General features: G+C 69.7%; 10 protein-coding genes. 1 reads left to right on the top strand and 9 read right to left on the bottom strand.

All coding sequences use genetic code 11. The annotated features are described in order from the left end of the window. Positions 1–29 precede the first annotated feature (29 nt). The 3 genes from AUL33_RS12000 to AUL33_RS11990 all read right to left on the bottom strand — a co-directional run bounded on the left by AUL33_RS12000 (position 30) and on the right by AUL33_RS11990 (position 2,711). Positions 30–497: a GNAT family N-acetyltransferase gene (locus tag AUL33_RS12000; protein WP_244492162.1), complete on the bottom strand. Its 468-nt coding sequence runs from the start codon at positions 495–497 to the stop codon at positions 30–32. Between the two features lie 8 nt (positions 498–505). Then, positions 506–1,618: an S-(hydroxymethyl)glutathione dehydrogenase/class III alcohol dehydrogenase gene (locus AUL33_RS11995; RefSeq protein ID WP_062207959.1), complete on the bottom strand. Its 1,113-nt coding sequence runs from the start codon at positions 1,616–1,618 to the stop codon at positions 506–508. A gap of 130 nt (positions 1,619–1,748) precedes the next feature. Then, a complete protein-coding gene (locus tag AUL33_RS11990) occupies positions 1,749–2,711 on the bottom strand; it encodes a BadF/BadG/BcrA/BcrD ATPase family protein (protein WP_082652537.1) in 963 nt (320 codons plus the stop codon). A gap of 179 nt (positions 2,712–2,890) precedes the next feature. Between AUL33_RS11990 and AUL33_RS11985 the strand changes: the two genes are divergently transcribed. Continuing rightward, a complete protein-coding gene (locus tag AUL33_RS11985; RefSeq protein WP_062207953.1) occupies positions 2,891–3,379 on the top strand; it encodes a dual specificity protein phosphatase family protein in 489 nt (162 codons plus the stop codon). A gap of 679 nt (positions 3,380–4,058) precedes the next feature. On the opposite strand, the gene AUL33_RS11980 is transcribed toward AUL33_RS11985, so the two are convergent. The 6 genes from AUL33_RS11980 to AUL33_RS11955 all read right to left on the bottom strand — a co-directional run bounded on the left by AUL33_RS11980 (position 4,059) and on the right by AUL33_RS11955 (position 13,945). Then, the gene (locus AUL33_RS11980) at positions 4,059–5,468 is read right to left on the bottom strand and encodes a c-type cytochrome (protein WP_062207950.1); all 1,410 of its coding nucleotides are present in this window, start codon (positions 5,466–5,468) and stop codon (positions 4,059–4,061) included. Beyond that, complete coding sequence (locus AUL33_RS11975) at positions 5,465–6,166, bottom strand: cytochrome c oxidase assembly protein (RefSeq protein WP_244492160.1); 702 nt, start codon at positions 6,164–6,166, stop codon at positions 5,465–5,467. Before AUL33_RS11975 ends, AUL33_RS11980 begins: the two co-directional genes overlap by 4 nt. Continuing rightward, positions 6,163–6,543 carry a hypothetical protein gene (locus AUL33_RS11970; protein WP_062207947.1) on the bottom strand — a complete coding sequence of 127 codons (381 nt, stop codon included), beginning with the start codon at positions 6,541–6,543 and terminating at the stop codon, positions 6,163–6,165. The genes AUL33_RS11975 and AUL33_RS11970 overlap by 4 nt, the downstream gene beginning before the upstream one ends. Before the next feature lie 7 nt (positions 6,544–6,550). Then, positions 6,551–9,079: a cytochrome c oxidase subunit I gene (gene ctaD, locus AUL33_RS11965; protein ID WP_062208308.1), complete on the bottom strand. Its 2,529-nt coding sequence runs from the start codon at positions 9,077–9,079 to the stop codon at positions 6,551–6,553. Between the two features lie 23 nt (positions 9,080–9,102). Beyond that, positions 9,103–10,101, bottom strand: coding sequence for a c-type cytochrome (locus tag AUL33_RS11960; RefSeq protein WP_244492158.1), 999 nt, complete (start codon positions 10,099–10,101; stop codon positions 9,103–9,105). Positions 10,102–10,429: 328 nt separating this feature from the next. Next, positions 10,430–13,945, bottom strand: coding sequence for an error-prone DNA polymerase (locus tag AUL33_RS11955; protein WP_062208305.1), 3,516 nt, complete (start codon positions 13,943–13,945; stop codon positions 10,430–10,432). Positions 13,946–13,949 lie beyond the last annotated feature (4 nt).

Below are 13,949 nucleotides of genomic sequence, written 5' to 3'. Positions count from 1 at the left end.
TCGATCGGGCGGTCGTCTTGCGAGCGGGTTCAAGCCGTATCGGCGGGCCGTCGCATGTCGACATGCGGAATGTCGTCTTCCAGATAGGCGTCGGAGACGCAGGTGAAGCCGTGGCGCTCGTAGAAGCGCACGAGATGGGCCTGCGCCGAGAGATCGATGGGGTGGCCGGGATAGGTCTCGCGGCAGAAGCGGACCCCTTCCACCATCAGGCGGTGGCCCAGCCCCGTGCCGCGAAAGGCCGCTGACGTCGCCACCCGGCCGATCCGCGCGGCTTGACCTTGGGCCGGCGGCGCGAAGACGCGCAGGCACGCGGCCAGCGCGCCCTCCACCGTGTGGAGAAGGTGAAGCGCGTGCGGGTCCTTGCCGTCGATCTCGGCGAAGGCGCAGGCCTGCTCCACCACGAAGACGTCCATCCGCAGCTTCAGGAGGTCGTGGACCTCCCGGCCGCTCAAAGCGTCGAACGTCGTCCAGCGCCAGCCCTGCACCCCGCCGGTCACGATCTCGCTCAGTAGACCACCACGGAGCGGATCGACTTGCCCTCGTGCATCAGGTCGAAGGCCGTGTTGATCTCGTCGAGCGGCATCGTGTGGGTGATGAGGTCGTCGATGTTGATCTTGCCCTCCATGTACCAGTCGACGATCTTTGGAACGTCGGTCCGGCCCCGCGCGCCGCCGAAGGCCGTGCCCTTCCAGACCCGGCCGGTGACGAGCTGGAACGGCCGCGTGGAGATCTCCTTGCCGGCCTCGGCCACGCCGATGACGATCGACTCGCCCCAGCCGCGATGGCAGCATTCCAGCGCCTGGCGCATCACGTTGGTGTTGCCGGTGGCGTCGAACGAGAAGTCGGCGCCGCCCCCGGTGAGGTCCTGGATCGCCTGCACCACCTTGTCGTTGCCGATCTCGGCGGGGTTGATGAAGTCGGTCATGCCGAACTTGCGGGCCATCTCTTGCCTTGCCGGATTGATGTCGACGCCGATGATCTTGTCGGCGCCCACCATCCGCGCGCCCTGCAGCACGTTGAGGCCGATGCCGCCCAAGCCGAAGACCACCACGTTGGCGCCCGGCCAGACCTTGGCGGTGTAGATCACCGCGCCGATGCCGGTGGTGACGCCGCAGCCGATGTAGCAGATCTTGTCGAAGGGGGCGTCCTCGCGCACCTTCGCCACCGCGATCTCGGGCAGCACGGTGAAGTTCGAGAAGGTCGAGCAGCCCATGTAGTGGAAGACGGTGGTCTCGTCGCAGCGGAAGCGCGACGTGCCGTCCGGCATCACGCCCTGCCCCTGCGTCGAGCGGATGGCGGTGCAGAGGTTGGTCCGCTGCGACAGGCAGCTTTTGCAGTTGCGGCATTCCGGCGTGTAGAGCGGAATGACGTGGTCTCCGGGCTTCACGCTCGTCACGCCCGCGCCGACCTCGCGCACGATGCCGGCGCCCTCGTGGCCGAGGATCGCGGGGAACTTGCCTTCGGAATCGAGGCCCGACAGCGTATAGGCGTCGGTGTGGCAGACGCCGGTGGCCATGATTTCGACGAGCACTTCGCCCGGCTGCGGACCCCGGATGTCGACGGTCTCGATCGTGAGCGGCTTGCCCGCTTCCCAGGCGACGGCGGCGCGTGACTTCATCGAAGGATCTCCTCGGAAGGGGCCGGCGGCAGGCCGGCCAGGATGTCGGTGGCCGATGCAAGCCGTCCCCCGTTCGCGATGCTGGATACAACGGGACGCCCCCCGGGCGCCACTGCTGCGGCGATGACGATCATGCGTTTCGCCTCGCGCCCGATATCTCCGCGAGCCGGGCCTTCGCCAATCCCAGCGCCCCGTCGAGGGCATCGCCGAGGGCCGGGGCGAGACGGGCCATGCTCGCCGCCGGCAGGAAGGGCCGCAATGGCTCGGCCAAACCGCCGAGCAGCGCGATCCGCCGGCAGCCCGCCCCCGCCAGCGCATCCACGAGGCCGCCGATGCCGCGCCCGGCCTCCATGAGCAGCGCGGCGGCGTCTTCGTCCTGCGGCGCCGCGGCGAGCACGAGCGGCGCCAGACCCGCATAGTCGGCGGGCGAGGCGCGTTCCATCCAGCCGGTCATCGCGGGCGTGCTGTCGGCGAAGCGCTCGAGGATCGCCGCCGCGAGCGAGCCGCGCAAACGTCGCCCGTCCACCACCTCGAAGGCAAATGCCATCGCCGCCTGCCCGAGCCGGGCGCCCGATCCCTCGTCGGAGGCCGGCAGGCCGTAGCCACCGAAGCGCAGCGGCTGGCCGTGCAGCAGGCCCACCGCGATCGACCCGGTGCCGACCACCACCACGCCGCCCTCAGCGCCGCCGTGGGCGCCCAGACACGCGATCGTGCCGTCGTCGGTGAAGGCGAGGTCGGCGAACGGATGCGGCCGGCCGGCGAACGCCTCGGCCGCACCCTCGCGCCGAAAGCCGGCGACCCCGGCCGCGGCGACCACGCGCGAGAACACCGGGGGGCCGAGCCCCGCTTGCCCCCAGGCGCCGCGCACTGCCTCCATCATCGCGTCGAAGGCGGGCGCGACGCCAAGGCGCGCCGAGGCTGGCCCGCCGCGCCCCTCGCCGAGGACCCGTCCGTCGGCCAGCGCCAGCCGCGCCCGGCAGGAGGATCCCCCGGCATCGATACCGAGAAGCAGCAGGTCGGTCATCGCAGCCTCGCGAAGGGGTTCAAGGGGACGAACGGCAGCGCCGTTGATCGAGACCCGGCCCCTGCTCATGAATTTTCCATGAGGGGGCCGGCGGGCGCTCGCCGCCCTCCCGCGAATCGCATATCGCAAGCGCGCCGTGAAGACGCGCCGTCGCCGCCCCGCCTGCGGAGCGACGCAACACGGACCCGCCGCCCCCGTCTTTTCGGACGCATTCCGTCCTGCCGATCTCGAACCCGGAGCCTTCCCGAATGGCGGTGTCGCCGCATGTCCTGCCGCCCGCGTCGCTGCGTCGCGGCGCCCTGTTGATCCAGCCCTGCCCCGGCCGGCGCCGGCCGTTCCGCGGTGATGTCGCCTCCCTGAAGCTGCTGCAGGTCACCTGCCTTCTCGGCCTCGTGGAGCCGCACGAACTGCCCGACGCCGACGACCTCGGCGACGAGCTCGCGGCCGCCGGCATCGAATGGCTGCACATGCCGGTTCCCGACTTCGGCATTCCGCCCAGCGCCGCGCTCTGGCGCGAGATCGCCGGCCGCATCCACCCGCGCCTCGACCGGGGCGAGACAGTGGCGATCCATTGCTGGGGCGGCCTCGGGCGCTCCGGCATGATCGCGGCCCGGCTGCTGGCGGAGCGCGGCCGCTCGCCGGATGGCGCCGTCGCCAAGATCCGCCAGGTGCGGCCCGGCGCGATCGAGACCGAGGCGCAGGAAGCCTGGATCGCCACCGCCGGGACGGCCGCCTGAAGCATGTCCAGACGAAGCGGACACACTTCGTCTGGACATGCGGGCAAGACAGAGACCCACAGCATCGGACGATGAACGGGGCGCAAGTCCGTGGGTCCTGTCCGTCCGATCCCTGCGACGGACTGCAGGCCTGTGGCCCGGCGCTGCGGCCAACGGGTTCGAGGCAATGGAGCGGATAGGCACGGCCCATGCGAACGGCTGAGGGCGTTGTCCGCCAATCCCGTCGGCGTGCGTCATGGCTTCGGCCCCTACACGCCTCTGCCCACCTTCGCGTTGTCGAAAGGACAAAGGCACGCGCTCGCCGTGGCGGGCCAAAGGCAAGCGATCAGACGCAGTAAGCTGGCTGGCAAGGGCCGAGCCGAGGGATGACGCCCTGTCGGCCAATCCCGACGGCGTGTGTAGCGGCCTGAATCCCGACCGCTCTGCCCCCACCTCAGCCTTGTCGGTCGACTGATGGACGAACTCGCCGCGGCAGGCCATAGGCAGGCAATTCGACACCGTAAGCTGGCTGGCAGGGGCCGAGCCGAAGGGATGACGCCCTGCCGGCCAATTCCTGCAGCGCGCGTTGCGGCCGGACCTCCGGTACGGTCCTGCCAGCCATTCTGATCCGAGCCGACAAACCGCACTCGGAACGGGACCCGATAGATCGCCCAATGCCCAGAGGGCGGTGCCGCCCGCCTCAGCGGCCGGCGGGCTGGCTCGCGTACCAGAGCGCCACGGCGTCGATCTGCTCCTCGGTCATGTTGATGGCGATCGGCGTCATCACATGGGCGAGCGGCGTGCCGCCGCGATCGCCGTCCTTCCAGAGCTGCAGGTTCGTCGCCGTAAACCATTCGGGCTGGCCGGCGAGATAGGGATAGAGCGGGTTCTTCGCACGCCCGCTGGCGCCATGGCAGCTGTCGCAGGCGGCGATCTTCTCGCTCGGCAGCCCTTCCTCGGCAAGCCGCCGGCCGAGTGCCAGAAGCCCGTCGACGCTGTAGGGCGGGCCGTGCGCAGCGGAGGGATCGACCACGGCGTCTGCGCCGGTCAACGCCGGCTCGGTGGCCGGCGCGTCCGGCCCGATGCTGGAGCGGGGCGCGCGCACCTGATGCTCCGGGCCGATGGCGACGCCGGAGACCGGCGGCACGGCGGACGCCGCGCCCTCGACAGCGACCGCGGGTTGCGCCGCATAGTGCGCCGCCAGCCGGCGCAGCGTCTCGCTCTCGTGGATGCCGGCGGCCGGGGTCATGATGCCGCTTTCGCGCGTGCCCGCGGCATAGGCGAGCAGCGTCTCGTAGAGATAGGCTTCCGGCTGGCCCGAGATCACCGGGAAGGCGCCGGGCGCCCCGACGCCGCGCCCGCTCTCGCCATGGCACCGCGCACAATCGGCCAGCGCGGGATCGCCCGCCTGCCCCATCGCGCTCAGTCCCAGCGTCTGCGGCGAGGCGCCGGACGCCATCGGCGCGGCATTCGTCGCCGAGGGAAGCGGGACGGCAGCGCCGGGCGAGGACGCGGGAGCGATATCGACGGATCCATCCGCCAAGGCCGCATTCGCCGTCATCTCTCGCAAGGCCGCGTCGGCCGGCCGGCCGAGCGCCAACGTGCCATAGGTCTCTGCGCTCATCGTCGGCAGGGCGCGCAGGAACGCCACCATCGCCCAGACCTCGTCCGGCCGCTTCTGCGAGACCCAGGCCGGCATGCCCGAATATTTCACGCCGTGCTGGCCGATCCAGAACAGTTCGCGATCCCGCCACTCGCCGACCTTGCCCTCCAGGCGGGGCGGCCAGGGCATCATCGCCTTCACCACCGGCGACTGCAGCTCGCCCGGCGCGCCGTGGCAGGGCGCGCAGCCGCTGGCGAAATGGCCGGCGGCGCGCTGTACGAGAGCGGGATCGCCGAGGTCGATGCCCTCGGGCAGCGTGATCGCCATCGATTGCGTGTCGACGGCGTTGCCGAAGGTCCAGTGCAGGAACCATTCGACGGGCGCGAAATGGCCCGACGAGGCGGCGATCGAGACGAGGCCCGACCAGCCGACAGTCAGCGCGCCCGCCAGCCCCACCACGGGCAGAAGCGCCAGACGCTTCCAGGTGATGGTGATCTGACGCTTCATGGATGCGAACTTCCGGTGGATGCGAGGGGGCCGCTCGCGCGGCGCTCGTTGAGAAGGCCGGCGAGCAGCAGGAGCCCGCCCGCGAGATAGGCGGCACCGCCGATCCCCAGCATGAGGACGCCGCCGAGCTGCTGGTCCTCCAGCGCCGTCAGCGTCGCGAAGGGGGTGCAGAGCTGGGCACAGGCGTAGAGCGCGCGCGGGCTGAGGAGGAGCAGCGCGCCGAGCAGCGTCATGTGCATGGAGGTGACGAGCAGCCCGGCGGCCCCGGCAGCGCGTGACTCCGTGCGGTTGCCGTTCGCCCCGGCACTGAGGGCCGTCAGCCAGACGAAGAGACCCGCCGTCAGGAAGGACGCCTGTTCGAGCAGGAGCAGCGGCAGGCTCTGGCGCGCGGCATCGTGCAGCGCCGGCGCGTGCCAGCCCCAGATCAGCACGAATTCGACGAGCGCCGCCATCAGCGCCAGCCGGCCGGGAACGCGGCGCACGAGACCGGGAAAGGCGCGCGCCAACCCAAAGGCCAGAAGCGGCGCGGCCAGCGCCACGACGCCCATGTGCATGACCATGTGCGCGGCGAACGAACCCTCCGCGCGCTCCGGCAGCGGCCCGCCCCAAAGCAACGCCAGAAGCCCGAGCGCACCGACCAGCGGCGCGAACCGGGCCAGCCGGCCGGTCTCCGTCCCGCTCGCCAAGGCCGCCCTCACCGGCAGTCCGCCACGAGGAGGACCGGCAGCGCGGTGAAGACGATGGCGAGGAAGGACAACGCCGAAAGAAGAACCGAGGCCAGCTCCATCTGTCGTTCGCGGTCGTGTTCGGTGGGCTGGTCGTGCGGCGGTGTTCCGCCCGCCGCCTTCCACTCGCGCAACGCTCGCAGCCCCGCGAAGAAGCAGAAGGCCAGACTCACCGCGGTCGCGACCGCGATGGCGATCCGCGCGCCGTTGATCGACTTGAACACGTCCTCGTTGGGGGCGCAGGCCGAGGCGACGAGCACGTAGCAGAAGAGGAAATGCAGCGCCCAGACGGTGGGCGTCGCGATCATGGTGATGAGCGAGTCGGTGGTGCCGCGGCGAAGTCCGAACATCCGAGCCTCAGACCGTCAGAGGAAAATAGGCGATCGTCAGGATGGTGACGAAACCGGTGGCCGCGGCGAAGTGCCAGTAGAGGGCGACATTGGCGATGTCGATGTCGTAGCGCGGGGTCAGCTTGCCGGCGAAGGAGCGCGCCAGGCAGTAGGACAGCATCAGCGCCCCGACGCCGGCATGGATCGCCGTCCAGATGCAGAGCACCCAGACCGTTGCCGGGTAGACATGGACGCTCGGCTGCAGACCCGTGACATGCGGCGCCCAGAGCAGCGCCGCTCCCGCCGCCAACGAGGCGACGATGCCGACGAGCATCATCAGGCGCGACAGCATGACCCCGCCGCGCCGCATCTCGCGGCGTGCGAAGACCGCGCCGGCCCATGCTGCGGCAAAAAGGGCGAGCGAGACGCTCGGCCAGAGGAGGCCGGGACCAAGCGTGCCCGCCGGCGGGAAGTCGGCATGGATGGTGAAGAAGAAATAATAGCCGAAGACGAGGCTGAGAAAGGCCGTGGCATCGCCGATCATGGTGATGAACATCGCCCACCACGAGACCGAATGCGGGCCCGACACGTAGATCGGCAATGTCAGCCCCAGGCCGACATACTTCTCGTCCTTCTCGGGAATGACCGAGGTTGCCTTCCACAGCCAGAACATGATGACGAAGATGGCCACGGCGAGCGCACCGAGCGTCAGCGTCCAGTAGTGGAAGGTCGCGGCGATGAAGCAGGCGCCGAGGAAGAAGGCGGCGATCATCGGCACGAAGGACGGACCGGGCACGCGCAGGCACTGCACCGGTTCGGCGTCGAGAACGGTCGTCACCATCGTCTCGCGCTTCCCCTCCTGCGCGTCCGGCATGTAGAACCGGCCCTTGTCGATGTCGTCGAGAAGGCCGGGCTGGTCCCAGATCGGGTAGCGCGACTTGATGATCGGCACCGACCTGACGCCCCAGGGCTGGTCCGGCACCTCGCCGGCCCATTCGAGCGTGCCGGCGTTCCAGACGTTGCGGGCCGCATAGGGGTCCTTGCGCGGGCGCAGCATGTCGGCGACCACGATGAGGAAGCCCGCCGCGAAGACGAAGGCGCCGACGGTGGAGATCAGGTTCGGCAGTTCGAGCCCGAGCGCCGCCGGATAGGTGTAGACCCGGCGCGGCATGCCGATCATGCCGGAATAGTGCATCGGGAAGAACGCCACGTTGAAGCCGATGAACATCAGCCAGAACGCCACCTTGCCCCAGCGGTCGTGCAGCTTCCGCGACGAGACGATCGGCCAGTAGTAATAGAGGCCGGCGACGATCGGGAACAGCACGCCGCCGAGGATGACGTAGTGCAGGTGCGCTACCACGAAATAGGTGTCGTGGACCTGCCAGTCGAAGGGCGCCAGCGCCACCATGACGCCGGTGAGGCCGCCGAGCACGAAGATCGCCAGCGACCCTGAGACGAAGAGCATCGGCACGGAATAGAGGATGCGGCCGGCAAGGCAGGTCGCGAGGAACACGAAGATCTGGACGCCCGTGGGGATCGCCACCGCCTCCGATGCCGCCGAGAAGAAGCCCAATGACATGGCCGGCAGGCCGGTCGTGAACATGTGGTGGACCCACAGGCCGAACGACAGGAAGCCGGTGCCGACGGCAGCCAGCACGATCCACGAGTAGCCGATGAGCGGGCGCTGCGCGAAGGTCGGGATGATCATCGCGAAGAGCGCGATGGTCGGCAGGAAGATGATGTAGACCTCCGGATGGCCGAAGATCCAGAACAGATGCTGCCAGAGCATCGGATCGCCGCCGCGCGTCGGGTCGAAGAAGGGCCAGTCGAACAGGCGCTCCAGCTCGAACAGGATGTCGCCGGCGATGAGTGGCGGGAAGGCGAAGAGGATCATCGCCGCCACCACCAGCACATACCAAGCATAGAGCGGCATCAGGTTGAGGCGCATGCCCGGCGGGCGGCACTTGAGCGCGCCGACGATGAGCTCCACCGCCGCCGCGATCGAGGCGACCTCGATGAAGGACAGGCCGAGCAGCCAGATGTCGGCGCCGTAGCCGGGAGTGAAGCGCTCCTGCGTCGTCAGCGGCGGATACATGAACCAGCCGCTGTTCGGCGCCTGCCCGAAGAAGATCGAGCCGCAGACGAAGATGCCGCCGATGAAGAAGCACCAGTAGCCGAAGGCCGAGAGCCGCGGGAACGGCAGATCGCGCGCGCCGAGCATCTGCGGCAGGAGGATCACCGCCACCGCCTCGAAGATCGGCACGGCGAAGAGGAACATCATCACCGTGCCGTGCAGCGTGTACACCTGATTGTACATCGTCGCCGACAGGAAGTCGTTCTCGGGCACCGCCAGCTGCACGCGGATCATCAGGCCGAGAACGCCGGCGAACAGCATGAAGGCGAAGGCCGTCGCCGTGTACCAGACGCCGACCGTGGTGTTGTTGACGTCGGACCAGTAGCGCCAGCCCTTCGGGCTCTCCCAGACCTTGATCAGCCGCTCCTGCTGGCCGCGGCGGACGGCCTCGTCCTCCTGGTCGGGATCGTCCGCACGGCGCATCGCCATGAGTTCGGCGGCGGCGCTCATTTCAAGGCTCCCAGCCACTGCGCCATCGCCGCGATCTCGGCCTCCGGCAGCATGGCGAAGGCCGGCATCTGGACGCCCGGCTTCTCGTGTTCGGTGAGCGCGACGAAGCGCGCGATGTTGTCAGGCGTCACGGGCAGGATTCCGGCGCCGAGCGTCTGGCGCGCGGCGAGATGGGTGAGATCGGGGCCGACGAGGCCGGCAGACGGCGTGCCGCGCACCTGGTGGCAGGCGCCGCAGCCGTTGCGCTCGAAGGCCTCGCGCCCGGGATGGTCGAGGACGGCGGCCGGCGCGGCTTCCGCCGCCACCTTCGCCGCGTAGTCGGCTTCGCTGACGACGCGCACGCGGAACCCCATCTGGGCGTGCGCGGTGCCGCAGAACTCGGCGCAGATGCCGTTGTAGATGCCCTCGCGCGTCGGCTCGACGACGAGCCGGTTGATGCGGCCGGGGATGGTGTCGGTCTTGCCGGCGATGTTGGGCACCCAGAAGGAATGGATGACGTCGGGGCTGCCGAGCAGGATCTCGGATCGGCGCCCGACCGGCAGCCAGACCTCGTTGGCCGAGGGCGTGCCGACCATCGACAGCGCCTTGGCGACGCCGGGCTGATCGGGCGTGTCGTAATGGACGCGCCACCAAAAGCGCTCGCCCGAGACCGCGATGCGCGGCCCGTCGGCGGGTGCGCGGAACGCCGGCATCATCTGCAGGCCGAAGACGAGGAGCGCCGTCAGCACCACCACCGGAAAGGCGACGCCGCCCCAGAGGATCAGGCGCAAGCCCGACTTCTCGCTATGGGCTTCGGGATGCGCCTTCGTGGCGTAGACGGAAATGCCCATGACGACGAGCCAGATCGCGACGGCGCCGGCCAACATGACCCAGAACAGGCCGAGCACCCGCTCGGCCTCCATGCCAGCGGGATCGAACACCGACTGCGGGCCCTGGCAGCCCGCCAGCACCGCAAGCGACAGGACGGCCAGCGGCCGCGCCAGCCGGCGCGACACGGAAGCGATAGGGGCATGGCACGCCGGACCGTTCGATGCCCTGCTGGGAGATCGATCGGCGCATGGCGGCGAAACGTGGCAGCGTGTCAGGATAAGCCCCTCAGTCGAAGACATGACGGCCGTCCCGCCGCATCGTCCTCATCGTCGTCCCCCGGCAAGGCGGCGGCACGCCCACGAACATGCCACCTTTTTGCCTTATTGGAACCAAACTAAATCGTGGACGAGGTTTTCCTAGGGGGCGGGTCGGGCCTTGTGCACTCACGGCTTCGTGTTCAGGCTTCCTTACGGCACCGGTAGCCTTATTCCGGATCGGCCGGCCGGCTCGCGATCAGTGAAAGTTGCGCCCGCGTGGCAGGACCGCATGCGTGTCGCCGACCGTAGTCCCGTCGGCTCCACCACCTGAGCCCGCTTGCGAGGGCGGGCGGTGTCGCGCCAGGAGCCGCCCCATCATCGCCGCCTCGTTCACAGGGCGGCGCACCTCGTCGGCACGCGCCAGCGCCGTGGCCAGAGCCGTGGCGGCCTCGGCGATCTCGTCGCTGATCGTGCCGTCGACGCTGCGCGGTCGCGTCGGCGATCGCAGCGGGCTCTTCACGTGGTCGGTCGGCTGCAGCGTGCGCGCCCCCTCGAGCCCGCCGGCGACGAGATGCGAGAGCAGCGGCGACAAGTCCTCGATCCCCTCGGCGACGACATGGATCACCCCGCGGTCGCTTTGCATGCGCCCGCGCACCCGCACGAAGCGCGCGCCCAGCACCACCGGGCGAAACACCTCGAAGACCTTCGGCCAGACGATGATGTTGGCGACGCCGGTCTCGTCCTCGATCGTCATGAAGATGACGCCCTTGGCAGAGCCCGGACGCTGGCGGATGAGGACGAGGCCACAGACATCGGCCTGCCGCCCGGATCGCCAGGTCTCCATCGCCGCGTTCCGGACGATGCCGAGCGCCGTCAGCCTGTCCCGCAGGAACGAGACGGGATGCGCCTTCAGGGACAGCGACAGGAAGCGGTAGTCGTTGACGACCTCCTCGCCCATCGGCATCGCCGGCAGGTGAACCTCGGGCTCGGGTCGCAGGTCGGCATTCCCCGCCGTGGCAAAGAGTGGCAGATCCTCGCTCACCGGGTCGAGCGCCTCGACGGCCCAGAGCGCGTCGCGGCGCGACAGGCCGAGCGCGGCGAAGGCGTCGGCATCGGCGAGGCGCTCCATCGTGCGGCGCGCCAAGCCGGTGCGCCGCTGCACGTCGCGCACCGAATCGAACGCGCCCGCCCCGTCGCGCTCGAGGACCAGCCGCTCCATCTCCGCCTCGGGCAGCCCCTTCACCTGCCGGAAGCCGAGCCGCACGGCGTGGCGGCTCCGGATGGCCCCGGCCATCTCGCGATGGCGCGGCGCGACCCGGCTGGGATCGAAGGCTCGAGCCTCCAGCAACTGGTCCCAGCGCGAGGCGTTGACGCAGACCGGCCGCACCTCGATCCCGTGCTCGCGCGCGTCGCGCACGATCTGCGCCGGTGCATAGAAGCCCATCGGCTGCGAGTTGAGGAGGCTGGCGGCGAAGACGTCGGGATAGTGGCACTTGAGCCAGCAGGAGGCGTAGACGAGCAGCGCGAAGGAGGCCGCGTGGCTCTCGGGGAAGCCGTATTCGCCGAAGCCCTCGATCTGCCGGAAGCAACGTTCGGCGAAGTCGCGCTCATAGCCTTTCGAGACCATCCCCTCGATCATCTTGGAGCGGAAGTCCTGCACCTTGCCCGAGCGTTTGAACGTGGCCATGGCGCGGCGCAGCTGGTCGGCCTCGGCGCCGGTGAAGCCGGCGGCGACCATGGCGATCTGCATCGCCTGCTCCTGGAACAGCGGCACGCCCCAGGTGCGCTCGAGCACGGCTTTCAGTTCGAGGCTGGGATAGTCGACCTTCTCGAGCCCCATGCGTCGCTTGAGGTAGGGATGCACCATGTTGCCCTGGATCGGACCGGGACGCACGATCGCGACCTGCACCACGAGGTCGTAGAACTCCTTCGGCCGGAGCTTGGGCAGCATCGTCATCTGCGCGCGCGATTCGATCTGGAAGACCCCGAGCGTGTCGGCCCGGTGCGTCATCGCCCAGACGGGACCCTTCGGCCCTTCCATCGGCAGCGTGGCGAGCGTCGGCTTCTCGCCATCCCGGCCGACCTCGCCGGGATAGATCTCGTGCAGCATGTCGAAGGCGCGGCGCAGGCATGAGAGCATGCCGAGCGCCAGGATGTCGATCTTGAGGATGGCGAGCTCGTCGAGATCGTCCTTGTCCCACTCGACGATGGTGCGTCCCTTCATACCGGTGTTGAGCAGCGGCACCACCTCGTCCACCCGCCCCCGCGTCAGCACGAAGCCGCCGACATGCTGCGAGAGATGGCGCGGGAATTCCATCAGCTCGCTGGAATAGGCCAGCACGTTGCGGGTCGTCGGATCGGCTGCGGAGAGACCCGCAGCCTCCACCTCGCGCTCGCCGAGATCGGAGGGCGAATAGCCCCAGACCGAGGCTGAAAGCGCCGAGACCGCATCCTCCGACAGGCCGAACGCCTTGCCGACCTCGCGCGCCGCCGAGCGGGTGCGATAGCTGATCACGGTGGCCGCGAGCGCGGCCTTGTCGCGGCCGTAGGTCTCGTAGATCCACTGGATCACCTCCTCGCGCCGCTCGTGCTCGAAGTCGATGTCGATGTCCGGGGGCTCGTCGCGGTCCGGCGAGATGAAGCGTTCGAACAGGAGACCGGTGATCTCGGGATTCACCTCGGTGACGCCGATGCAGTAGCAGACGGTGGAATTGGCGGCCGAGCCCCGCCCCTGGCAGAGGATGCCCATGCCGCGCGCCGCCTCGACGATGCGGTGGACGGTGAGAAAGTAGGGCTCGTATTTCAGCTGCGAGATAATCGCCATCTCCCGGTCGATCTGCTGCGTGACTTTCTTTGGCACGCCGTCGGGGTAGCGCCAGAGGGCTCCGGCCTCGGCCAGCGCCCGCAGCTCGGCGGCGGGGCTGCGGGTGAGGCGCAGTCCCTCGTCGGGATATTCGTAGCGCAGCGTCTTGAGGTCGAACTCGAGTTCGCCGAAGAAGCGCCGCGCTTCCGTGATGGCGCCTTCATGCCCCCGGAACAGGCGCAGCATCTCGCCCTCGTGCTTGAGGCGGCGCTCGGCATTGGCGGCCAGCCGGAAACCGGCCTCGGCCAGAGGCACATGCTCGCGGATCGCGGTGACGACGTCGCCGAGCCGCCGGCGCTCGTCGACGTGGTAGAAGACGTCGTTCGTCGCCAGGAGCGGCGTGCCCCGGTCGACCGCCAGTTGCGCGGCGCGGGCGAGCCGGCGCGCGTCGCCGCCGTCAAAGCGCGGCGCCAGCGCCAGCCGGACCCGGCGGGGAAAGGCCGCGCGCAAGGGTTCGAGCGCGCCGTCCAGCCGATCCTGCGCCGCTTGCGGGGCCGCCCCGTCACCGCCCAAGCCATCGGGGGCCAACACCGCGAGATTGATCCCCTCCCCCCATTCGAGGAGATCGGCCAGCGTCAGATGGCAGGCGCCCTTGGCGGCGCGCAGGTTTCCAGCCGTCAGCAGCCTGCAGAGCCGGCCCCAGCCAGCGCGATCGCGCGGATAGGCGAAGATGTCGGGCGCCCCATCGGCGAAGACGAGGCGGGCGCCCGGCCGGAAGGGAAAGCCCTCCTCTCGCGCCTGCCCGTAGCCGCGCACGACGCCCGCCACCGTGTTGCGGTCGGCAAGGCCGAGGCCCCCAAGCCGCAGGAGGTTCGCCGCGCTTACCAGCTCGCGCGGATGCGAGGCGCCGCGCAGGAACGAGAAGTTCGACGCCGCCCCGATCTCGCAGAAGCCCGTGCCCGGCGGAATGACG

This window comes from Aureimonas sp. AU12 (assembly GCF_001463705.1).
Lineage (GTDB): Bacteria > Pseudomonadota > Alphaproteobacteria > Rhizobiales > Rhizobiaceae > Aureimonas.
The sequence above is the reverse complement of the archived record's forward strand: the minus strand, read 5'-3'. Positions and strand labels throughout refer to the sequence as shown.

Coding starts and splice junctions, on each gene's coding strand:
- AUL33_RS11995 (WP_062207959.1), bottom strand. CDS start 1,618: ATGAAGTCACGCGCCGCCGTCGCCTGGGAAGCGGGCAAGCCGCTCACG.
- AUL33_RS11990 (WP_082652537.1), bottom strand. CDS start 2,711: ATGAGCAGGGGCCGGGTCTCGATCAACGGCGCTGCCGTTCGTCCCCTT.
- AUL33_RS11985 (WP_062207953.1), top strand. CDS start 2,891: ATGGCGGTGTCGCCGCATGTCCTGCCGCCCGCGTCGCTGCGTCGCGGC.
- AUL33_RS11980 (WP_062207950.1), bottom strand. CDS start 5,468: ATGAAGCGTCAGATCACCATCACCTGGAAGCGTCTGGCGCTTCTGCCC.
- AUL33_RS11970 (WP_062207947.1), bottom strand. CDS start 6,543: ATGTTCGGACTTCGCCGCGGCACCACCGACTCGCTCATCACCATGATC.
- ctaD (WP_062208308.1), bottom strand. CDS start 9,079: ATGCGCCGTGCGGACGATCCCGACCAGGAGGACGAGGCCGTCCGCCGC.